Below are 21,578 nucleotides of genomic sequence, written 5' to 3'. Positions count from 1 at the left end.
CTTTCCTGTACGGGGTGTTGGTGCGGTCGGCGTACGGAGCATGGAAACACGGGGCGTCGCGGACCCGCCGACCGGTCCGCGACGCCCTTGGTGCTGCTGTCGGGTCAGGGGTGGACGAGGACGTGGGAGAGGGCGACGCGGCCGGTGCCGGTGAGGCGGATGCGCACGTAGCGGGCGTCGGTGTCCGTGTCGAGGACGGTGGGGCGCAGGGCCTTGCCGGTGACGTGGACGGTGGTGGCGTCCGAGAAGTCGGCCGACGTGGCGAGCTGGACGTCGAAGTCGGCGGTGGTCATGGAGCTGTTGTTCCAGACCTCGACCTGTCCGACATGCTGAGCGGAGCCGAGGTCGACCTGCCACCAGGCGCCGGCCTCGGACAGGGTGCGGGTGTCGGTGGTGGTGTCGAGGTCGGTGGCCTTGCCCGCGGTGGCGGTGCCGTCGGTGGAGGACTGGGTGGCGGTGCCGGTGCGGGCGAGGTCGGGCGGGAGCTGACGGACCTTCTCGCGGCCGTCCGCGCCGGCGGCCTCGGCGACCTTGACCGCCTCGGCGGGCAGCCGGTCGAGGCCGGTGAAGTTGTCGGTCATCGTCGAGCCCCTGCCGGACAGGGCCGGGGCCGCGGTGTCGGTCCAGTTGCCGGTCGCGTGGTTGTCGATGCCGTAGTCGGCCCAGTTGGAGACCCACTTGTAGCCGACGCGCGTGATGACGTTGCCGGTGACGGCGATGTGGCTGGACTGTTCGTCGAGGTAGACGCCGTTGCCGTCGCGCTCGGTGTTGCCGTAGGCGCTGCGGTCGATGTAGTTGCCGGAGATCACGGTGCCGGGCTGGGCGCCCTGGGTGTAGATGGCGGCGCCGTCGTGCTGGTCGTGGCGGACGAGCATGACGTCGGTGATCCGGTTGTCCGTGATGCGGTTGTCGCGCAGGACGGAGGTCTGGGCCTCGGGCTGGTTCCAGCCCCAGCCGACGGAGATGCCGGAGTAGGGCAGCTCTTCGAGGGTGTTGTGGTCGATGACGGTCTCGGCCTCGTAGCCGGCCCAGATGCCGACGGAGTCGGTGTACTCGACGCCGGTGCGGCGGATGGTGTTGCGCTCGATCGTGTTGCGGGCGCCGGTGAGTTCGGCGCTCGGCAGGGGCTCGGTGTCGCCGATGTAGGCGGCGCCGGAGGACAGGTCGGTGAAGCGGTTGCGGGCGAGGGAGGAGTCCTGGGTGCCCTGCTCGAAGACGACACCGGCGCCGCCGAGCCTGCTGAACTTGTTGCCGTCGACGGTGACGTCACGGCCGCCGCGGACGGTGAGGGCGGCGGCGGGCTTGGTGTAGAAGCGGCCCGCGTGGTCGACGGGGCCGGTGGCGCCGGTCAGGGTGAGTCCGGCCTGCATGCCGGCGTAGCCCTCGTCGGTGTTCGGCTGCTGGTAGGCGGAGTAGGCGAAGCCGAGGCCGGAGAGGTGCACGTCGTGGGCGCCGTCGAGGACGAGCAGGCCCTCGGTGACCGGGGTGACGGCCCGTGAACGGCGCGGGTCCTCGCCCTGGCGGGGCAGGTAGGTGACGGTGCGGTCGGCGGAGTTCCAGACGAACTCGCCGGGCTGGTCGAGGAGTTCGCGGGCGTTCTCGAAGAAGGCGACCTTGCTGTAGCGCGAGGAGTCGACGGTGGTGGAGTCCCAGGCGGGTCCGGTGCGGTTGGTGCCGGAGGCCGAGTTGGTCCAGCAGGGCTGGGCGAAGGTCATGACGTCGCCGGTGACGGCGGTGATGCGGCAGTGGTAGTTGCGCCAGCGGACGCTGATGACGGCCTCGGCGTCGGTGGGCCGGGCCCACGTGGCGATGCCGGTCTTCTCGGCGCCGGTCATGCCGGTCTTGGTGGCGTCGCACACGGAGGCGGCGCAGGACGCGCCGCGGGCCCGGACGGCACGCTCGCCGTCGACGAACAGTTGGCGCGGGGTGACGCCGTCAGGCACCTTCGTGGTCCAGGTGCCGTCGTCGTTCACGGTCCAGCCGGTGAGGGCGCGACCACCGGAGAGCACGGGTTCGGCGTCCTGCGCGGCGGCCCAGGTGACGCCGGAGTCCTCCTTGCCGAGCGTGAGCGGCTTGCTCAACTCGTAGGTACCGTCGGCGAGTTCGACACGTACGGACCGGTCGGTGATCGTACGGGCGACATCGCGGGCGCCCTCCACCGAGCAGGGATGTCCTACGGTGCAGTCGGTGCCGGAGCCCTGCGGCGCGGCGCGCAGGGTCAGGGGCGCCGGGTCGGCGTGCGCGGCGGGCAGCGGCGTCAGGGCGAGGGCGGCGGTGGCCAGGAACGCGGCCGCGCCGGTGCGGGCTCTCATGCGGTGACCTTTCCTCAGGATTGGGTGTGCGGATCGCCTCACGCGGCGGCCGTCCAGTCGGGGTGCCCGGGCATCGGCGGGTTCTTCGCGCCGAACAGCCAGTCCCGCAGGAACCCGTCGAGGGAGCGGTCGCCGGTCATCTCGACGGAGTGCGTGATGAAGTCCCCACTGGTGACGTTGCGGTCCTTGAAGCGGCGCGGCCACTGCCCCATGATCAGGTCGAACTTCCGTTGCCCGACGTGCTGTTGGAGCGCGTAGAGGACGAGGGCGCCGCCGTCGTAGATGTTCGTGCCGCCGAGCGCCTTGGGCCGTCCGGGCGGGCCGTCGCTCGCGCGGATCGCGTCGAGCTTGGCGTACGTGGCCTTCATCTTGTCGGCCATGACGGACCAGCCGCGCTCCTCGCTGTGCAGGGCGGCGTAGTACACGGCCGGCCCTTCGTTGAGCCAGGCCTGCTGCCAGTCGTTCGGGGTGACGCTGTCGCCGAACCACTGGTGGGTCAGCTCGTGCACCATCGTGTTCTCGTACGTGGGATTGCCGTCGGCGTTGAGCTTGAACCAGTTGGTGCCCATGAGGGTGAGCGTCGAGTTCTCGAGGGCGTCGGAGTAGCCGTCGTAGATGTGGAGGCCGTACACGGAGAAGGGGTAGCGGCCGAACTTGGCCTCCAGCCAGGCGAGATGGTCCGGGGTGCGGGCCACGATGGGGCCGTACTTGTCCTCCTGGCCCTGCGGGACGACGTGGCGCAGTGGCAGTCCGGTGTGCGAGGTGCCGTACAGGTACGTGCCCTTGACGACGGCGATGCCGAGCAGTTCGGTGGGCATGCGCTCGCGCAGGGCGAAGTGCCAGACGGTGGAGCCGTCGGCGCGCTTGTCCTTGCCGGTCAGTTCTCCGTTGGCGGCGGCCACGAAGCCCTCGGGCGCCGAGAGGTGGAAGGTCCAGGTGGCCTTGTCGGACGGGGTGTCGTTGCAGGGCAGGAAGGTGTCGGCGCGGGAGGACTGCACGGCGGACGCGAAGCCCCCGTCGCTGCCGAACCGCCAGCCGGTCAGTCCGGCGCGGGGCGCCTTGCCGTTGCCGCGGTAGGCGACGGTGACGGTGAACGGGGTGTCCTTGTGCAGCGGGGCGGCCGGGGTGACGGTCAGCTCCTGCCCGGACTTGCCGAGGGAGAGGGCGTGTTCGGCGGTGCGGCCGTTCACGGTGACGGACTCGATGGTGTGGCCGTCGGTGTCGAGGTTGAACGCGGAGAGGTCCTGGGTGGCCCGCGCGTTCATCGTCACGACGCCGGTGAAGTCGTACGTCACCGGCGTGAAGTCGAAGGTGAGGTCGTAGTGGACGACCTCGTAGCCGCCGTTGCCGAGGGTCGGGAACAGGGGGTCGCCGACGCCGTCGGAGCCGGGCTTCGGGTCGAAGCCGGTCGCCCACGCGGGCGCGGCGAACAGAGGGACGGCGAGCGCGGCGACGCCGGCACCCTTGAGGAGGGTGCGTCGGGTGGTGGTCACTTCTTGCCCTTCTGCGAGGCCTGCTCGAACTCGGCGCGGCAGGTGTCGCCGCCGGCGTTACGCCACTTCTTGACCATGGCGTCGTAGGAGGACATGGGCTTGCGGCCGGTGATGATGTCCTTGATGCCGTCGAGGTGGATCGTGTAGAGGCTGCCGAGGCCCTTGGAGTCCCAGGTCGGCGACGTGTAGCCGGCGGTGGGGTCCTCGATGAGCATCGGGATGAGCCGCGTGTAGGCCTCGTGCACATGGCGGGCCGCGTCCGGGCTCGTGGCGCTGAAGAAGGCCGGGGCGGCGGAGCCGAGGAAACCCCACGGCAGGGTCGTGTCCTGCGTTCCCTGCTTGGTGAGGACCGGGGTGCCGTCCTTGTCACGCTTGTGGTCGACGCCTTCGACGCCGTACTTGACGAGGGTGTACTCGACGGACCCGAAGGGCGAGGCCGCGAAGTCGGCGAGGCGCAGGATCTCCTTGACCCTCTTGTCGTCGGCCTTCGTGATGAAGCAGTTGGACAGCGCCGTGTTGTCGGTCCAGGCCACGGCGTCCTTGCCGACGGGCACCATGGGGCGTACGTCGAAGCTCTTGTCGATGGCGGCCATCGTGTCGATGTAGCCGGTGCCGGGCGTCAGGTAGGCCGGCATGCCGTCCAGGACATAGGCTGCCTTGCCGTTCTTGAACAGGTCGGTGTACTGCGCCTTCTGTGCACCGGACATCTGCATCGTGCCCGGGTAGAAGCACCCGGCCTTGTACAGTTTCGCCGCGGTCTCCACGGCATACCGGTACTTGTCGTCCTCCAGCTGGTACGTCCACTTGCCGGTCTTGGTGTCTCGGCGCCAGGACGACTGCGCGCCTGCTGACAAGGCGATCAGATTGGTGCCGCTGCCGGTGAAGAAGTGCTGCTTCTTCTTCTCGTTCGTCAGTTCCTTGGCGAGCTCGATCAGCCGCTCGACGCTGTCGATCTCGTCGAGGCTCGACACACCCGCCTGCTGGAAGAGGTCGGCCCGGTAGAAGCCGGCTCCGGCCGTACCGTTCCGGGTCAGCGGAATCCCGTACAGCTTCCCGCCGAAGATCGCCCCCTGCCACGCGTACTCCGGGATCGCCGCCAGGTTCGGGTAGTCCTTGACCTTGTCGCCGGACAGGTAGGGGCCGAGGTCGACGCACTTGGCCTGGAGGAACCCGGCCTTGTTGTCGACGCCGCCGGTCTCCGGGTACATGAAGATGTCGGGGAGCTGGTCGCCGGCGACCATCGTGGAGAACTTCGCCGGGTAGTCGTCCGCGGGGACGGCCGTGAAGTCGACCTTGGCGCCGAGCAGCTTCTCGATCTCGCGCCAAGCGGCGTTCTTGCCGCGCTCCGGGGGCAGCGGGGCGAAGGTCTCGGTGACGGCGGTGATCGTCTTCGCGCCCTTGAGGGGGGTGCCCTTCGTGGCGCGGATCGGGTTCGCGGGGTACTTCAGGTAGGCGCTCGGGACGCCGGCGGCGGTGCCGGGCAGGTCGGGGCGGGCGCCGACGTTGCGCACGACGGTGGTCGGCAGCAGTTTGGCGCTCTTGGCCTCGGCCTTGGCGGCGGTGCCGCCGTCGCCGCACGCGGCGATCAGCGGCGCCGCGGCGACGGCGAGACCGGCGCCCGCACCCCAGCGGAGCACGGTGCGGCGGTTGACAGGTGTGGTGCCGGACATCGGGGGACTCCTCAACACGAGGGGACACGGGGACGTTTGGGGGGTGCGGAGCCGTGGTGGTGGCGGGTGCGGGTCAGCCCTTGACGGCGCCGGTGAGGACGCCCTTGGTGAAGAACCGCTGGAGGAACGGGTAGACGAGAAGGATCGGCACGACGGCGATGACGAGGACGGCCATCTGCACGGCCTGCTGCGGGGCGACGGCCTCGCCGGCGGCCGCGGTGTCGAGGTTCTGGCCCTGGAGGATGAAGGTGCGCAGCACCATGGGCAGCGGCCATTTGTCGTTGTCGCCGAGGTAGAGCAGGGCGTTGAAGTACGCGTTCCAGTACGCGACGGCGTAGAAGAGTCCGACGACGGCGATGACCGCCTTGGACAGGGGCAGGACGACCTGGACCAGGGTGCGGAAGTCGCCCGCGCCGTCGACCTTCGCGGCGTCGTAGAGCTCTTCGGGCAGGTTCATGAAGAAGGCCCGCATCACGACGAGGTTGAACGCGCTGACCATGGTGGGGAGCACGAGCGCCGCGAAGGTGTTGTAGAGGCCGAGCTCCTTGACCAGCAGGAAGTTGGGGATGACACCGGCGTTGAACAGCATGGTGAACAGGGCGGTCATGAGGATGAAGCGACCGCCGACGATGCCGCGCCGCGAGAGCCCGTACGCCATGCCGATGGTGGCGAGGAGGCTGCAGACGGTGCCGGTGAGGGTGACGCCGATGCTCACGAACAGGGCGCGGGTCACGCGCCCGCCGGTGAACGCGGTGCGGTAGGCGTCGAGGCTCGGGTGGTCGGGCCACAGGACGAGCCCGTCGGAGCGGATGATGTCGCTCTGCGAGGCGAAACTCGTGCCGATCACGCCGAGCAGCGGGTACGCGACGAGGGCGACGACGAGGACGAGGGCGAGGCCCTTGAAGGCGAGGCCGAGCCGGGTGGGCCGCTCCATCCACGGGGGCCGGATCCCGGAGGGGCGCAGATCCCCGCGCAGTTCCCCGCTGTCGGCGCGGGTGCTCGCCGGGCGTGAGCGGCCCCGAGATTTCGCTGCGGACAGGTCGCCGGACGTGTCAACGGTCAGCACCGCGGTACACCCCTTCATGGCCGAGCCGGTGGGCGAACTTGTTGGCGCCGATGACGAGGACCGTGCCGATCACCGCTTTGACGAGGCCGACAGCGGCCGAGGTGCCCCACTGGTTGTCCCGGATGCCGTGGAAGTAGACGTAGGTGTCGAGGACTTCACCGGCGCCGGGTCCCACCGCGTCGCGCTGGAGCAGGATCTGCTCGAAGCCGACGGTGAGGATGTTGCCGAGGTTGAGGATGAGCAGCAGGACGAGGACCGGGGACAAGCCGGGCAGGGTGACGTGCCAGAAGCGGCTCCACCGGCCCGCGCCGTCCATGGCCGCCGCCTCGTACAGGCCGCGGTCGATGGAGAGGAGGGCGGCGAGGATGATGATGGTGCCCCAGCCGGCGTCCTTCCACATGACCTGGAGGGCGAGCAGCCAGGGGAAGGCGTTCGGGTCGGTCGTCATGTCGTAGCGCGGCAGGCCGAGCGATTCCAGCAGGTCGGGGACGACGCCCGCGCCGCCCAGGATCTGCTGGAAGATCGAGACGATGATGACCCAGCCGATGAAGTGCGGCAGGTAGACGACGCTCTGCACGAAGCGGCGCAGCCTGTCGCTGACGATGCTGTTGAGCAGCAGGGCGAGGCCGATCGGCACGGGGAAGAACAGGACCAGCTGGACGAGTGCGATCTTCAGCGTGTTGCCCGTGGCCGACCAGAAGTCCGGGTCGGCGAAGGCCGTCGTGAAGTTGGTGAAGCCGGTCCAGGCGCTGTGCAGGTAGCCCAGGTAGGGCTGGTAGTCCTGGAACGCCACCATGTAGCCGAGCAGCGGCACGTAGTGGAAGACCACGAAGTACAGGAACCCCGGCAGGCACAGCAGCAGCATCACCTTGTCGCGCTTGAGGCGCTGCCACAGGGACGTGCGGGATGCCGGGGTCTTTCGTGGTGCACGCGGTGTGCGGGGTGCGGCCACGGGTGGCGCGGGAGCAGTCATGAGGCGGTCCTGTTCGGCCGGGTGGCGCAGGAACTGCGTTTCTGCGGCGGCAAGTTAGTAAGCGGTTAACCCCCTCGTCAATAGATCGGAGCAATCCGCTCGCCGGTTCGTCCTGCCTCAGGGCCGCTGGCTACGCCCTCAAAGCACCTTCAAAGCCCACCATTTACCGCATGAATCGGACAGTTCACTGTCACTGGCGGCCCCGGTGACCTTGACGGTCGTGCCGCGACCTCCTTAGCGTTCCGTCCCGTCATAGAACACGTTTACTGTCCGGAGGCAGGGTGCGTACCACTGACGAGGTGCCGGTCACGGCCGGTGCCGCCGACGCAACACCGCCCCCGCGGCGGCCCCGTACGGTTCTCGCGATGGACGCGTCCGTCGTCGACGACGTCTTCCCGCCCGCGGTGCGGGCCCGGCTGGAGGAGACCGCGGACATCCGGCCGCCGGGCGCGGTCCGCGACTTCGCCGGCGCCGAGGCGCGGGCCGCGCTGGCCGAGTGCGAGGTGCTGCTCACCGGGTGGGGCTGCCCGCCCATCGACACGGAGGTGCTCGACCGGGCGCCCCGGCTGCGCGCGGTGATCCACGCGGCCGGCACCGTGAAGACGTTCCTGAGCCGCGACGCCTACGTCCGCGGCGTCGCCGTGTCCTCGGCCGCCGCGGCGAACGCGGTGCCCGTCGCCGAGTTCACGCTCGCCGCGATCATCCTCGGCGCCAAGCGCGCCTTCCCCCTCGCCCAGCTCTTCCGCACCCGGCGCACCCACCGCACCGACGCCGACCTGCACCGGCACACATGGCTGGGCACGCACGGCATCACGGTCGGCGTGGTCGGCGCGTCGCACACCGGCCGCCGCGTCGTGCAACTGCTGCGTTCGCTCGACGCCGAGGTGCTCCTGTACGACCCGTACGTCGGCGACGCCGAGGCCGAGCTGCTCGGCGCGACCCGCACCGACCTGGACACCCTCGTCGCGACCAGCGACGTGGTGACCCTGCACGCGCCCGCCACCGCCGAGACCCGGCATCTGCTGGACGCCCGGCGCCTCGGCCTGATGCGCCCGGGCGCGCTGCTCGTGAACACCGCGCGCGGCCCGCTCGTCGACACCGAGGCGCTGGTCCCGCACCTGGTCGGCGGCCGGATCGACGCCGTCCTCGACGTCACCGACCCCGAGCCGCTGCCGCCCGGACACCCGCTCTGGGACCTGCCGAACGTCTTCATCACCCCGCACATGGCGGGCGCCCAGGGCAACGAGGTGGCCCGGCTCGGCGCCCTCGCCGTGGACGAGCTGGCCCGCTACGCGCGCGGTGTGCCGCTGAACCATCCGGTGCTCCTGGAGGACCTGGAGCACATCGCGTGAACGGGACGGGGCCGCACGTCATAGGCTCGGGACCGGCCGGGCGGACACAGGACGACCGGCCGGAGCGGGCGGACCACGCGGACGGGCACGAGCGGCAGGGGGTGGGGCGGATGTCCCGGCAGGGATCCACAGCGGGCGGCGCCGGCGGAGGCGCGCAGCGCCGCGCCACCGTCGTGGACGTGGCCAGGCTCGCGGGCGTCTCCACGGCGACCGTCTCCCGCGTGATGAACCGCAACTACCCGGTGGCGGCCGCCACCCGTGAGCGCGTCGAGTCCGCCATGCGCGAGCTCGGCTACGTGGTCAACGCCCACGCCCGCGCCCTCGCCGGAGCCTCCAACCGCACCGTCGGCATCATCGTCAGCGAGCTCGTCGACCCGTTCTACGCGTACATCGCGCGCGGCGTCGAACGCGAGGCCAGCGAGGGCGGCCGGCTCTGCCTGATCTGCTGCCACCAGGGCGATCCGCAGCGCGAGCTCGCCTTCATCGAGCTGATGCACGAGCGGCGCGCGGACGCGGTGGTGCTGGTCGGCGGCAGTGTCGACGACCGCGCGTACAAGGCCGAACTGGCCCGGCGGGCCCGGGAGCTGGACGCTGGCGGGTCCAAGCTGGTGCTGTGCGGGCGGCCCTCGCTCGGTGACGACGTGCCGACCGTCGGCGTCGAGTACGACAACGAGGGCGGCGCCTTCGCGCTCACCGACCACCTGATCACCCAGGGACACGAGCGGATCCTCTACCTCGGCGGACCGCCCGGCCTGTCCACCGCCCACGACCGGCTCGTCGGGCACCGGCGCGCCCTGGAGCTGCGCGGCCTGGCCCGGGACCCGGAGCTCGAACACCCCGGCCCGTTCAGCCGAACCTTCGGCTATCGCAGGATGGCCGAACTGCTGCGGGACGGCCCCTCGTTCACCGCCGTGTTCGGCGCCAACGACAACGTCGCCGCGGGCGCCGCGCAGGCCCTGGAGGAGGCCGGCGTGCGCGTCCCGCAGGACATGTCGCTGGTCGGCTACGACGACGTGCCCGTCGCCCAGGAGCTGCGGCCTCGCCTCACGACGGTCCGGATCCCGCTGGAGGAGATGGGCCGGCAGGCGGTGCGGGTGGCCATAGGCGGTGACGACGAGGACGACTGGCGGGCCCCGACGACCGGCACGCTGCGCCTCGGCACGCACATCGTGGTGCGGGACTCGGTCGCTCGGGCGCCGCGCCGAGGCTGAGCGGCACCCCGAAATCCGATCCGGGTGCTTGATCCTGCTCGGATCGGGGCTGGTCCGCGTAGTAACGAACAGAAACTCGCCGGACCCTCTTGCGGCTGGATAGCAAACGCTTACATGCTGACGCGCAGCGCCACCGCACGTCCCGCTCCTCGCACCGACCTCGTCCCTTCTCACGGGAGTCCCTGGATGCGCCCTGCCCACAAGCCTGTTGCGGTCCCCCACGTCCCCGTCTCCCTCTCCCCGGCCTCCGCCCCCGCCGCCTCGGGCTCCCCGCGCGGCTTCGGTCGTCGTGCGATGCTCGCCGCGCTGGCCGGCGGCGGTGCGGCCCTCGCGCTCGGCGCCGGGAGCGCCGCGGCTGTCTCTTCGGCCGGCCCGGGCGGCACGCTCGGCTCGCTCGGCCCGGTCGGCTCCGCGGTCGGCGACACCGGCACGGAGCGCTGGAACCGGAGCGGCGACACCCTGCTCCTCAAGGCATCCCCCGACGCCGAGACCGAGCGGATGCGGCTCGCCCGGTCGCTGCGCGCCAGTGAGTTCGTCCCCACCGGGCGCCACGCCGCGCCCGGCGCGACCGTCACGGTCCGCGTGCGGTCGGCCGAGGGCGCGCTGCCCGTGCTGCACGTCGGCACCTTCGACTACTACCACCCGGTCCCCGCGCTCCAGACCCCGCGGGCCTTCCCGCTGCGGGAGGGCATGAACCGGATCACGGACGCCCACGGCGGGCCCGTGTACCTGAGCTTCGCCGGTCACGGTCAGCGCGCCGCCGTCACCTTCGTCTCCGGCACCGACCCCATGGCCGTCTTCGAGCTGGGCCGCACCGGCGAGGCCGACTTCCAGCGGCAGCTCGACACCGTCACCGTGCCATGGGTCGAACTCGTCACCGACCGCGCGATCCTGACGCTGACCCGCGACGGCGCGCTCCAGTACCGGGACCAGGACCACGCCGCGCTCATGGCCCTGTTCGACACGATCATCGACTCGCACGACCGGATCAGCGGCCTCGACGGCGGCCACCCCCTGGACCGCCCCAAGGCCGGCCGCTATCACTTCGTCGAGGTCAGTCAGGTCCCCAAGGGCGTCACCGCCTACGCCTGGCACCACTACAACGGCTTCCCGCGCGCCTACCTGGACCGGCTGTGCAGCGTCACCCACCTCACCACGCGCGGCTGGGGTCTCTACCACGAGCTGGGCCACCTCAACCAGCAGGCCGCCTATCAGGCCAACTCGCTCACCGAGGTCACCGTCAACATCTACTCGCTCGCCGCGCAGCGCACCCTGGGCCGCCCCTCCAACCTCCTCACGGTCGACCCGAAGACCGGACTCGACTGGTTCCAGTCCGCCCGCGCCAAGCTCGGCACCCCCGGCCTCTCCTATGTCGACACCCTGGGCGCGTACGAAAAGCTCGTCCCGCTGCGGCAGTTGGAGCTCGCGTTCGGCGACGACTTCTGGCCCCGGCTGCACCGGCTGGTCCGCACCGAGCACCAGCACGACGCGCCGGTCGACGACTACAACCACGAGCCGGAGGTCGAGGCCCGCCAGTACCGCGCGCTCGCCACGTACGCCTCCTGCACCGCGGGCCGCGACCTCACCGACTTCCTCGCCGGCACCTGGGCGATGCCGATCGACGCACAGGGGCGCGCCGAGATCGCCGCCCTGCACCTCCCCCGGCCCGACACGGACCCCAGCACGCTGACCGACTGACGTCCTCGCGCGCCGCACCCGCCCCAGCACCGTACGGATCACCTCAAGGAGACGACACCTCATGCGCACCCCCGCATCCCCGTCCCGCCGTACCGTCCTCGCCTCCGTCGCCGCCGCAGGCGCCGCACTCGCCGTCGGCGGCCCGGCCGCGGGCATCGCCCGGGCCGCCGACGGACCCACCGTGGAGCTCGTCGCCCGCCCGTCCGCCGAGGCCGAACGGCTCCGGCTCGGGCAGGCGCTGCGCGGCTCCGAGTTCCAGACCACCGGCCGCTATCTGCCCGCCGCCACCGCGCTCCGCCTCGACGTGCTGCCCTACGACGAGGTCGTGCCCACCCTCTGGGTCGGGCAGTGGGACTACTACGGCGCCGTCACCGAGCCGCGCCGCTACCCGCTCAAGCCGGGCTCGAACACCGTGACCGACCCGCACGGCGGCCCTCTCTACTTCACGCTCGAAGGCAACGGCGAGCGCGCGGCCGTCAAGCTCAAGGACGGCTCCGCGCCGATGCCCGTCTTCACCCTGGGCAGCACCGAAGAGGCTGACTACCAGCGCCAGTTGGACACCTACACGGACGTGCCGGTCGTCGAACTGCACGGGCCGCGCTCCATCGTGACGCTCACCCGGGACGGCGCCCTGCTGTACCGCGGCGAGGACCACGCGGCGCTGCTGCGGCTCCTGGAGCAGATCATCGACGCCGAGGCGGCCGTCAGCGGTCTCGACAGCTCGAAGCCGGTGCACCGGCCCAAGGCCGGCGCCTACCACTTCACCGAGGTGTCCAAGGTGCCGACCGGCGTCGGCGCCTACGCGACCCACGGCTACAACGGCTTCCCGCGCGTCTACCTCGACCGGGCCACGACCGTGCAGGGCCTCCTCACCCGCGGCTGGGGGCTCTACCACGAACTCGGGCACCTCCACCAGCAGATGGCGTACAAGCCGACCGGCCTCACCGAGGTCACCGTCAACATCTACTCGCTGGCCGTGCAGCGGGCCCTCGGCCAGCGCTCGAACCTGCTGACCGTGGACCCGAAGACGGGGCTCACCTACTTCCAGTCGGCCCAGGCCAAGTTCGGCACCGACGGGCTCACGTACGAGAAGTCCTTCGGCGCCTACGAGAAGCTCGTGCCGCTGCGGCAGCTGGAGCTCGCCTTCGGCGACGACTTCTGGCCCCGGCTCCACCAGCTGGTCCGCGAGGAGAACCCGCAGTCGGACTACACGGAGACGGCCAAGCGGTACCGGGCGCTCGCCACCTACGCGAGCCGGGTCGCCGAGCGCGACCTGACCGACTTCTTCCTCACCACCTGGGCCTTCCCCATCGACGCGCAGGGCCGTGCCGAACTGGCCGCGCTGAACCTGCCGAAGCCGTCGGTCGACCCGGCGACCCTGACCGACTGACCCGGAGGACGACCGACCATGGAACTGAGCAGACGCCAGACCCTCGCGCTCGCCGGAGCGGGCGCGGCCACCGCCCTCGTCCCGTTCACGGCCGGCTCCGCCACCGCCGCGACGTCCGCCGACGATCCGTACGAGCCGCTGCTCGCCCGCGCCGCGCGCCAACTGACGGGCGGCGCCTTCGACCTGGCCGACCCGGACTTCTCCGCCGCCCTGACCGCCCTGGACACCCAGGCCGCCGGCTGGTGGCGCGGCATCGACACCTCGGCGGGCCGCAAGGCGCTGTGGGCCGACCTGTCCCCCGCCTCCGACCCCGGCATGTTCGCCCAGAGCTACACGCGGCTGCGCACGATCGCGACGGCCTGGGCCACCCCCGGCACCTCGCTCACCGGGGACACGGCCGTGCGCGACGGACTGCTCGACGCGCTGCGCTTCCTCAACACCGTCGGGTACAACCCGGCGCGCGGCGAGTCCGGCAACTGGTGGTTCTGGGAGATCGGCGCGCCCCGCGCGCTCATGGACACGTGCGTCCTGCTGCGCGCCCATCTCCCGGCCGCGGACCTGGACGCGTACCTGAGGGCCGTGGCCCGGTTCGTCCCCGACGCGGACCGGCGCACCAACTACCCGAGCCTCGCCGAGACCGGCGCCAACCGCGCCGACAAGGCTGTCATCGTCGCCCTGCGCGGCCTGCTCGCCCGCGACCCGGCCGTGCTCGTCAAGGCCCGTGACGGCCTGTCCGACGTCCGGGACAACGGGAAGAACAGCCTCTTCAAGTACGTCACCTCGGGCGACGGCTTCTACCGTGACGGCTCCTTCGTGCAGCACACGTACGTGGCGTACACCGGCACGTACGGCAGTGTGCTGCTCGGCGGTGCGGGCCAGCTGATCGCGCTGCTCGCCGGCTCCGATTGGGCCGTCACCGACCCGTCGGTCGAGGTGCTCTACGAGGCGGTGGAGCGGAGCTTCGGCCCGGTGATCCTCGACGGGCTGATGATGGACGCGGTCCGCGGGCGCGCCATTTCTCGGGACCGGGCCCGGGACCACACGGACGGCGCGGTCACCGTCTCGTACATTCTTCAGCTCGCCGAGGGTGCGCCCGCCTCCTACGCCGACCGCTGGCGGGCGGCGGCCAAGGGCTGGATGCTGCGCAACCGGGAGACGCCGTACACCAGGCTGGTCGGCATCCCCGCGCTGGCCCGCGCCAAGGCCGTCCTCGACGACCCGGAGGTGTCGCCGGCCGACCGGCTGACGGGCCACTTCGTGCTGGCCGACATGGACCGTGTCGTGCACCGGCGCCCGTCCTGGGCCTGCGCCCTGTCGCTGTCGTCGAAGCGCATCGCCGCGTACGAGGCGGGCAACGGCGAGAACCTGCACGGCTGGTACACCGGCGACGGCATGACGTACGTCTACGACGGCGACGACCTGGACGCCTTCGGTGACTCCTTCTGGCCGACCGTCGACCCGTACCGCCTGCCCGGCACGACGGTCGACACCCGGCCGCGCACCGACCTCGGAACCACGGCCGGCACCGACACCTTCCGCCCGAAGAACGCGGTGGCGGGTGGCGCCGTGCTCGACACCCGGTACGGCGCGGCGGCGATGGAGCTGATCGCGGACGGGTCGACGCTGCGGGCGAAGAAGGCCTGGTTCCTCCTGGACAACGCCGTCGTCGCGCTCGGTACGGGCATCACCGCGAGCGACGGCCGCACGATCGAGACGATCGTCGAGAACCGGAACCTGCACGCCGACGGCGCCCCCGCGCTCACCGTCGACGGCGTCGGGCAGCCCACGGAGCAGGGCTGGTCGGCGGAGCTCGACGACGCGGGCTGGGCGCATCTGGACGGCGTCGGCGGCTACGTCTTCCCCTCGGGCGGCCCGCTGCGCGCGCTGCGCGAGGAACGCACCGGCAGCTGGCGGTCCATCAACACCGGTGCGGACACGACCGGCGGCACCGACTCGGTCACCCGTCGCTACGCCACCCTCTGGTTCGATCATGGTTCCTCCCCCGACTCCGCTTCCTACTCCTACGTCCTGCTCCCCGGCGCGACCGAGGCGGCCACGCTCGCCTGGTCCCGCTCCCGCCCCGTCCAGGTGCTCGCCAACACCACCGGTGTCCAGGCCGTCGCCTGCCCGCGGCTCGGTCTCGTCGCGGCACACTTCTGGGCGGCGGACTCCGTCGAAGGACTGACCTGCGACGGGCCCGGCACCGTCCTGGTGGCGCGGCGCGACGACGGCATCACCGTCGCGGTCGCCGATCCGGGCCGCACCGCGACGACCCTGAAGGTCCAACTGCCTTTCGCCGTCGACGAGGTGGTCGCCACCGACGACACCGTGACCGTCACGCCCGGCCGCCGGCCGGTGCTCACCGTCCGCGTGGGCGGATCACACGGTCACACGCACACCGCCCGGCTGCGCTGACCCCGCGTCCGCGCTCCCGCCCGATCTCCACCGTCCGCACGACCCGCACCGTCCGCGTCCCCCGAAGGAGCCAGCGAACCGCCATGCCCGCCCCGTACTTCTCCCTGCCGCCCACCGACCGTGTCCGCTCCCCGCTGACCGGCTGGACCCGGGCCCACTGGGAGGCCCTGGCCGACCGTCAGCTGGACGCCCTGCTGCCGTACGCGACTCCGGGCTTCGCCCAGTACCGGCTGCCGGGGCGGGCCAGCTGGTCAGGCGTCGTCTCGGACGGGCTCGAAGGGTTCGCTCGGACATTTCTGCTGGCCTCCTTCCGGATCGCGGGCGCGGGCGGCCGGGACGAGCCGGGCTCGTCCGTCATCTCCCACCTGATCGAAAGGTACACGGAGGGTCTGACAGCGGGCACGGAGCGTGACGGCTCCGAGGCCTGGCCCGAACTCACCGACTGCTCCCAGCAGATGGTGGAGGCCGCGTCGATCGCGATCGGGCTGCACGAGACCCGCCCCTGGATCTGGGACCGGCTCGACCCCCGGGTCCAGGAGCGCGTCGTCGACTGGTTCTCCGGCTTCGTCGGTGGCCGCACCTGGGACAACAACTGGCGTCTGTTCCAGGTCGTCTCCGAGCAGTTCCTTGCCTCCGTCGGCGCCCCGTACAGCCAGAGCGACATCGACGGCGGGCTCGACCGGATCGAGGACTGGTACGTCGGCGACGGCTGGTACACCGACGGCGACGGCCGGAACTTCGACTACTACATCGGATGGGCCCTGCACCTGTACCCCCTCCTGTGGGCGCGCATGGCCGGCCCGGAGGCCGACGGCGGGCGTGCCAAGGTCTACAAAGAGCGGCTGGCCGCATTCCTCGGCACGTATCCGCAGTTCTTCGGCGCCGACGGGGCGCCCGTGCACCAAGGGCGCTCGCTCACCTATCGGTTCGCGGCGACCGCGCCCGTGTGGATGGGGGCGCTCACCGACTGCTCACCGCTGGCCCCCGGTCTGACCCGACGCCTGGCCTCCGGGACCGCCCGCCACTTCGTCGAGCGCGGCGTGCCCGACGAGCGCGGTCTGCTGCCGCTCGGCTGGTACGACACCTTCCTGCCCTCCACCCAGCCGTACTCCGGACCCGCCTCCCCGTACTGGGCCAGCAAGGGATTCCTCGGGCTGCTGCTGCCGGCCGACCATCCGGTGTGGACGGAGCGCGAAGTCCCGCTGCCCGTGGAGGAGTCCACGCAGTACACGGCACTGCCCGCACCGGGCTGGCTGCTGCACGGCACCCCGCACGACGGCATCGTCCGGCTGATCAACCACGGCAGCGACCACAACCCGCCCGACGGACCCGCCACGGACGATCCCCACTACGCCAAGCTCGCCTACTCCACCGCCACCGCCCCCGAATCCGCCCCGCACGCCTGGGCGCGCACCGTCGACAACCATCTGGCGCTGCTCGCGCCCGACGGCACACCGTCGCGCCGGCGCCGCATCCACCCGCTCGCCTGCGAGGGCCGGCGCGCCTCGTCCCGTCACGATGCTCAACTCCCGGGGTACGAGGAAGAGTTCCCGGTCGAGTCGACGAGCGTGCTGCACGGCCCGTGGGAGCTGCGGGTGCACCGGGTGCAGGCGCCCGCCGGGATCACGGTGCGCGAGGGCGGTCACGCCGTCGCCGGCACCGACCGCCCGCACGAGGAACGGGGCCCCGGCTGGGCGCTCACGCGCACCGCCGACGGCCTGACGAGCGCCGTCGTCGCCCTGCACGGGTGGGACGAGGAGACGGGTGTCGCCCACGAGGTCGAGGCCAACGCCTTCGGACCCCGCTCGGCGACCCCGTACCTGCGCGCGCAAGGCCGTCCGGGCGGGGCCAGCGTGCAGGTGAGCCTGGTGGCGCTGACCCGTGACGTCGTGCACCCCGAGGCCCTGCGCGCCTCGATCACCACCACGGTCGACGAGGACGGCGCCGTGCGCGTCACCTTCCCGGACGGCGAGGTCGTGACCGTGTAGGCGCGGCTCACATATGGGCCCCGTACCCGGTGGGCGCGGGCGCGTGCGCCAGGAGATGGCGCACGAGCACGAGCAGGGTCTGGATACCCGAACTGGAGATGCGCGCGTCGCAGCGCACGACGGGCACCCCGGGATCGAGGTCGATCGCGGCGCGCACCTCTTCGGGCTCGTAGCGGTACGCGCCGTCGAACTCGTTGACGGCGACGATGAATCCCATGCCGCGCTCCTCGAAGAAGTCGACCGCGGCGAAGCATTCTTCGAGGCGCCGGGTGTCGGCGAGGATGACGGCCCCGAGGGCGCCTTCGGAGAGCTCGTCCCACATGAACCAGAAGCGCTCCTGGCCCGGGGTGCCGAACAGGTACAGCACGTGCTCCGGGTCCAGAGTGATGCGCCCGAAGTCCATCGCGACCGTGGTCTCCACCTTGTTCTCGATGCCGTCCAGATTGTCGGTGGCGGCGCTGACGGTGGTGAGCAGCTCTTCGGTACTGAGCGGTGCGATCTCGCTCACCGCGCCGACGAAGGTGGTCTTGCCGACGCCGAACCCGCCCGCGACGAGGATCTTGAGCGCGGTGGGGAACAGGTCAGAGCTGTCGTCGTAGTCCATCGAGCACTGCCTCCAGTAGGGACCGGTCAGTGGGGTTTTCGTGGAACATGGGGGGCTTGGTGGTGATCGCCCCGCAGTCGACGAGGTCGGAGAGCAGGACCTTGGTGACGGCTGCGGGGAGTCGGAGGTGGCCGGCGACCTCGGCCACCGAGGTGGGCTCCAGGCACAGGTCGAGCGCCTCGCTGTGCTCGGGGCCCAGGTAACCCACCGGGGTCGTGCCGGTGGCCATGACGAGGGAGAGCAGGTCCATCGCCGTGGTCGGCCGGGTGCGTCCGTTGCTCACCGTGTACGGGCGCACGAGCCGGCCGGCCGCACCGTCGAGCCACGGCCCGTCCTGCGGGGCCACCACCCTCAATTCCTCATCGCCGTGGGTTCGGCCGAGGGCTGCCGGGGAGCGGTCACCAGGTAGGGGCGCACGCTCTTGACGAGCATGGCCATCTCGTAGCCGAGGACGGCCGCGTCGGCCTCGCGTCCGGCGAGGACGGCGAGACAGGTGCCGGATCCCGCGGTCGACACGAACAGCAGGGTGGAGTCGAGCTCCACCACGACCTGCCGCACGTCGCCGCCGTCGCCGAACCTGATCCCGGCGCTGCGGCCGAGGGAGTACAGGCCGGAGGCGAGGGCCGCCATGTGGTCGGCGCTGTCGGCGTCGAGTCCGTGGACGGACTTGACGAGGCCGTCGGAGGAGAGGAGCACGGCGCTCGTGGTGTGGGGAACGCGCTGGACGAGGCCGCTCATCAGCCAGTCGAGATCGGACACATGACCCGTCGGCACATCGCTCGCCATGGGGGATCGACTCCTTGGTGGACTGCTCGGTGTGGTGCTGGTCGGTGGAAGGGCGTGGGCGGGGCGGTGCCCGCCGGGTATCGCCCGCGGAGGCGGTGCGGGGCGTGCGTGTCTCACTCGCCGTGACCGCCCTCGGGGCCGGGGGACGGCGGGCGCGGCTCGCGCGACAGGTCGCGCGGTTCGGCGCCCTCGGCGAGGGTGATGCCGCGCTGGAAGGCCGCCATCAGGCCGGGGTCGTGGCCGACGGGCTCGTCGTCCTGGCGCGGGGCGGGGGCGCCGCGCAGTTGCGGTGCCAGGTGTTCCTGGGCTCTGCGGCGGGGCAGTTGGGGGCGGCCCATGGTGCCGCGCACCTCGCCGCCGAGCGGGACGGGCGGGACCCGCGGGCCGCCCGTCTGCTCCCCGGCGTCCTGCCGGGCCTCGGGCCGGATGCCGGGCAGCGCGTCGGCCGGGGTGGCGCGGCGGTCGCCCGAGGTCCGCTGCGGGAGGGGCACGTGGCCGGGGCCGTGGGACGGTGACGCCGTGCGGGGCTGGCGGGGGACGGCGGCGACGGCACCGTGCGGGGCCACGGGGGTGGCCGGGGTCCCGGGTGCGGACGGGTTGTCCGGGTCGTGCGGGGGGTGCGCGGTGACGGAGGTGTGCGGCGTGCCGGGGTGGTGCGGGCCACCGCCCGTGATGGCCGGTGTGCCGGAGTGGTCCGGCGCGCCCGGGGCCGCGGCCGGTGCGCCGGTGTGGTCCGGGGTGCCCGTGGGGCGCGGTGCGGCGGGAAGGTTCGCCGGGCCGGGACGGGCCGAAGTGGCCGGTGCGGACGGTGCGTTCGGCGGGGTGAGCGCGGCCGGGGCGGGGAGTGCTCCGGGGCCGAGGCCGGGGTGGGCGACGGCGCTCCGCCCGTGCGCCGCCGCGGCCCGCGGGCCGAGGACGCTGTCGGCGGTGGCGGCGGCCGCGGCCCGGCGCACGTGCGGGCTCCTGCGCGCGTCGTCGCCGTCGGTGCCGAGCAGCGCCATGGGCAGGACGAGGACGGCCTGCACTCCCCCGTAGATGTTGGTCTGGAGCCGTACGGTGATGCCGTGCCGCCGGGCGAGCTGCGACACCACGAAGAGGCCGATCCGGCCGTCCTGGAGCAGGGTCGCCACGTTGACCTGGTCGGGGTCGGCGAGCAGGCCGTTCATCTTGTGCTGCTCGGCGGCCGGCATGCCGAGGCCCCGGTCCTCGACCTCGACGGCGAGGCCGGAGGCGACCATGTTGGCGCGGAGCAGGACCTGGGTGTGCGGGGCGGAGAACACCGTGGCGTTCTCGACGAGTTCGGCGAGCAGATGGATGCAGTCGGCGACGGCGTGGCCGTGCAGGGTGCCGTCGACCGGCGGGACGAGTTTGACCCGGGAGTACTGCTCGACCTCGGCGATGGCGGAGCGCATGACCTCGGTCATGGAGACGGGATGGCTCCACTGACGGCGGGAGACGGCGCCGCCGAGCACCGCGAGGTTCTCCGCGTGGCGGCGCATCCGGGTGGCGAGGTGGTCCACCTGGAAGAGGCCGGCCAGCAGGTCGGGATCCTCGACCTCGTTCTCCAGCTCGTCGAGGACGGTGATCTCGCGGTGCACGAGGGACTGCAGGCGGCGGGCGAGGTTCACGAAGACCTCGACCTTCTGTCTGCTGCCGGCCTGGCTGGACAGCTGGGTGGCCTGCACGACCGCGGAGACGGCGGTGTCGTGGGCGCGCGCGAGATCGGCGGCGAGGTGGTCGAAGTCGTCGGCGTCGGGCGCGGCGGCGGCCGGGGCGCGGCGTGCCGGCGGGGCCTCGCCCTTACGCAACTGTTCGACGAGACCGCGCAGTTCCGCCTGGTCTCGGGCGCTGGTGCGGCGCAGGGCGACGAGGCGGTCGCGGACGGCAGAGGCCGCGCGTCCCGCGGCGACGGCGGCGATGACGATGCCGGCGACGGTGACCACGAGGGCGCCGGTGAGCACGGCCCACAGTTCGGGGCCGGGCCGGGTGCCGGTGGAGCGGATCGCGAAGAGCACGGTGGCCGTGCAGGCGAGGGCGACCGCGAGGGGCGGCAGGACGGCGATGCGGACCAGTTGGGGCCGTATGTGGGTCTCGGCCGGGTGCGACGTGGCCCGGCCGGTCGGCCTGCCGTGCCGACCGCCTTCGCGACGGTCCGCGCGGGCGGCCGACTGGCGCAGCTGAGACATACGGCGTCCTCGTCCTCGGTGCTCGTGGGGTGGGTGGGGCGGCGCGGCGACGACGAGCGGGGCGACCGGGCGTCGCGCAGCGGACACTCACGGTAGTCGTGAACGCATCATGTGCGGTGGGCAGTTGCCGAACTCCGGCGGTGGACGTCCCGCTCTGGTATGAGGCGTCGCACGGCAGTCCGAATAGCGCCTCGGACAGGCGTTCGTCCGGGGCTCGCCGATTGTCAGTGGGCGCGCCTACGGTCGGGAGACAGGCGACGCGAAGCGCCCCACCGTGCGGTGGCGGATTCAACAAATCGTCGCAACACGAAGGGTGTTGGGGTCGTTCTCGAGCAACCTAGAGAAGCGCTCGGCTGGGGTGTCCCAGCCGAGCGCCTTCCGGGGCCTGGCGTTCAGCTCTGGCGCGGGGGGGGGCCGGTCTTGCCCGGTGTAAA

General features: G+C 72.0%; 15 protein-coding genes. 6 read left to right on the top strand and 9 right to left on the bottom strand.

What is annotated here, in order from left to right; genetic code table 11:
- Window positions 1–104 precede the first annotated feature (104 nt).
- The 5 genes from ACZ4E1_RS21340 to ACZ4E1_RS21320 form a co-directional block, all read right to left on the bottom strand.
- Window positions 105–2,312: a right-handed parallel beta-helix repeat-containing protein gene (locus ACZ4E1_RS21340; protein WP_467541377.1), complete on the bottom strand. Its 2,208-nt coding sequence runs from the start codon at window positions 2,310–2,312 to the stop codon at window positions 105–107.
- A gap of 38 nt (window positions 2,313–2,350) precedes the next feature.
- On the bottom strand, window positions 2,351–3,805 hold the full coding sequence (locus tag ACZ4E1_RS21335) for a M1 family metallopeptidase (protein WP_467541375.1): 1,455 nt from the start codon (window positions 3,803–3,805) through the stop codon (window positions 2,351–2,353).
- Complete coding sequence (locus ACZ4E1_RS21330; protein WP_467541373.1) at window positions 3,802–5,475, bottom strand: type 2 periplasmic-binding domain-containing protein; 1,674 nt, start codon at window positions 5,473–5,475, stop codon at window positions 3,802–3,804. Before ACZ4E1_RS21330 ends, ACZ4E1_RS21335 begins: the two co-directional genes overlap by 4 nt.
- 73 nt (window positions 5,476–5,548) lie before the next feature.
- Entirely contained in the window at window positions 5,549–6,409 is an 861-nt protein-coding gene (locus ACZ4E1_RS21325) for a carbohydrate ABC transporter permease (RefSeq protein ID WP_467541932.1), read from the bottom strand.
- Between the two features lie 118 nt (window positions 6,410–6,527).
- Window positions 6,528–7,514 carry an ABC transporter permease gene (locus tag ACZ4E1_RS21320; RefSeq protein ID WP_467541371.1) on the bottom strand — a complete coding sequence of 329 codons (987 nt, stop codon included), beginning with the start codon at window positions 7,512–7,514 and terminating at the stop codon, window positions 6,528–6,530.
- Window positions 7,515–7,795: 281 nt separating this feature from the next.
- On the opposite strand from ACZ4E1_RS21320, the gene ACZ4E1_RS21315 reads away from it, so the two are divergent.
- From ACZ4E1_RS21315 to ACZ4E1_RS21290, 6 genes are all read left to right on the top strand, one after another.
- Entirely contained in the window at window positions 7,796–8,866 is a 1,071-nt protein-coding gene (locus ACZ4E1_RS21315; protein WP_467541369.1) for a hydroxyacid dehydrogenase, read from the top strand.
- Window positions 8,867–8,976: 110 nt separating this feature from the next.
- Window positions 8,977–10,077, top strand: a complete 1,101-nt coding sequence (locus ACZ4E1_RS21310) for a LacI family DNA-binding transcriptional regulator (RefSeq protein WP_467541930.1) — start codon at window positions 8,977–8,979, stop codon at window positions 10,075–10,077.
- 186 nt (window positions 10,078–10,263) lie between these two features.
- Complete coding sequence (locus tag ACZ4E1_RS21305) at window positions 10,264–11,775, top strand: M60 family metallopeptidase (protein ID WP_467541368.1); 1,512 nt, start codon at window positions 10,264–10,266, stop codon at window positions 11,773–11,775.
- A 61-nt stretch (window positions 11,776–11,836) separates the two neighbouring features.
- A complete protein-coding gene (locus ACZ4E1_RS21300; RefSeq protein ID WP_467541366.1) occupies window positions 11,837–13,165 on the top strand; it encodes a M60 family metallopeptidase in 1,329 nt (442 codons plus the stop codon).
- An 18-nt stretch (window positions 13,166–13,183) separates the two neighbouring features.
- Window positions 13,184–15,580, top strand: coding sequence for a polysaccharide lyase 8 family protein (locus tag ACZ4E1_RS21295; RefSeq protein ID WP_467541364.1), 2,397 nt, complete (start codon window positions 13,184–13,186; stop codon window positions 15,578–15,580).
- An 83-nt stretch (window positions 15,581–15,663) separates the two neighbouring features.
- Window positions 15,664–17,568 (top strand): DUF2264 domain-containing protein, encoded by a 1,905-nt coding sequence (locus ACZ4E1_RS21290; protein ID WP_467541362.1) that lies wholly within the window; start codon window positions 15,664–15,666, stop codon window positions 17,566–17,568.
- Window positions 17,569–17,575: 7 nt separating this feature from the next.
- Here ACZ4E1_RS21290 and ACZ4E1_RS21285 read toward each other — a convergent pair whose 3' ends face one another.
- From ACZ4E1_RS21285 to ACZ4E1_RS21270, 4 genes are all read right to left on the bottom strand, one after another.
- Window positions 17,576–18,172 (bottom strand): GTP-binding protein, encoded by a 597-nt coding sequence (locus ACZ4E1_RS21285; RefSeq protein ID WP_399127300.1) that lies wholly within the window; start codon window positions 18,170–18,172, stop codon window positions 17,576–17,578.
- Window positions 18,150–18,521: a DUF742 domain-containing protein gene (locus tag ACZ4E1_RS21280; RefSeq protein WP_467541359.1), complete on the bottom strand. Its 372-nt coding sequence runs from the start codon at window positions 18,519–18,521 to the stop codon at window positions 18,150–18,152. The genes ACZ4E1_RS21285 and ACZ4E1_RS21280 overlap by 23 nt, the downstream gene beginning before the upstream one ends.
- Window positions 18,522–18,523: 2 nt before the next feature.
- Window positions 18,524–18,958, bottom strand: a complete 435-nt coding sequence (locus tag ACZ4E1_RS21275; protein ID WP_161300185.1) for a roadblock/LC7 domain-containing protein — start codon at window positions 18,956–18,958, stop codon at window positions 18,524–18,526.
- A 113-nt stretch (window positions 18,959–19,071) separates the two neighbouring features.
- Window positions 19,072–21,144 (bottom strand): sensor histidine kinase, encoded by a 2,073-nt coding sequence (locus ACZ4E1_RS21270; RefSeq protein WP_467541357.1) that lies wholly within the window; start codon window positions 21,142–21,144, stop codon window positions 19,072–19,074.
- Window positions 21,145–21,578 lie beyond the last annotated feature (434 nt).

The sequence above is a fragment of the Streptomyces sp. NPDC025806 genome (assembly GCF_055558275.1).
Note: the sequence above shows the minus strand (reverse complement) of the source record. Positions and strands in the feature narration are given on the sequence as shown.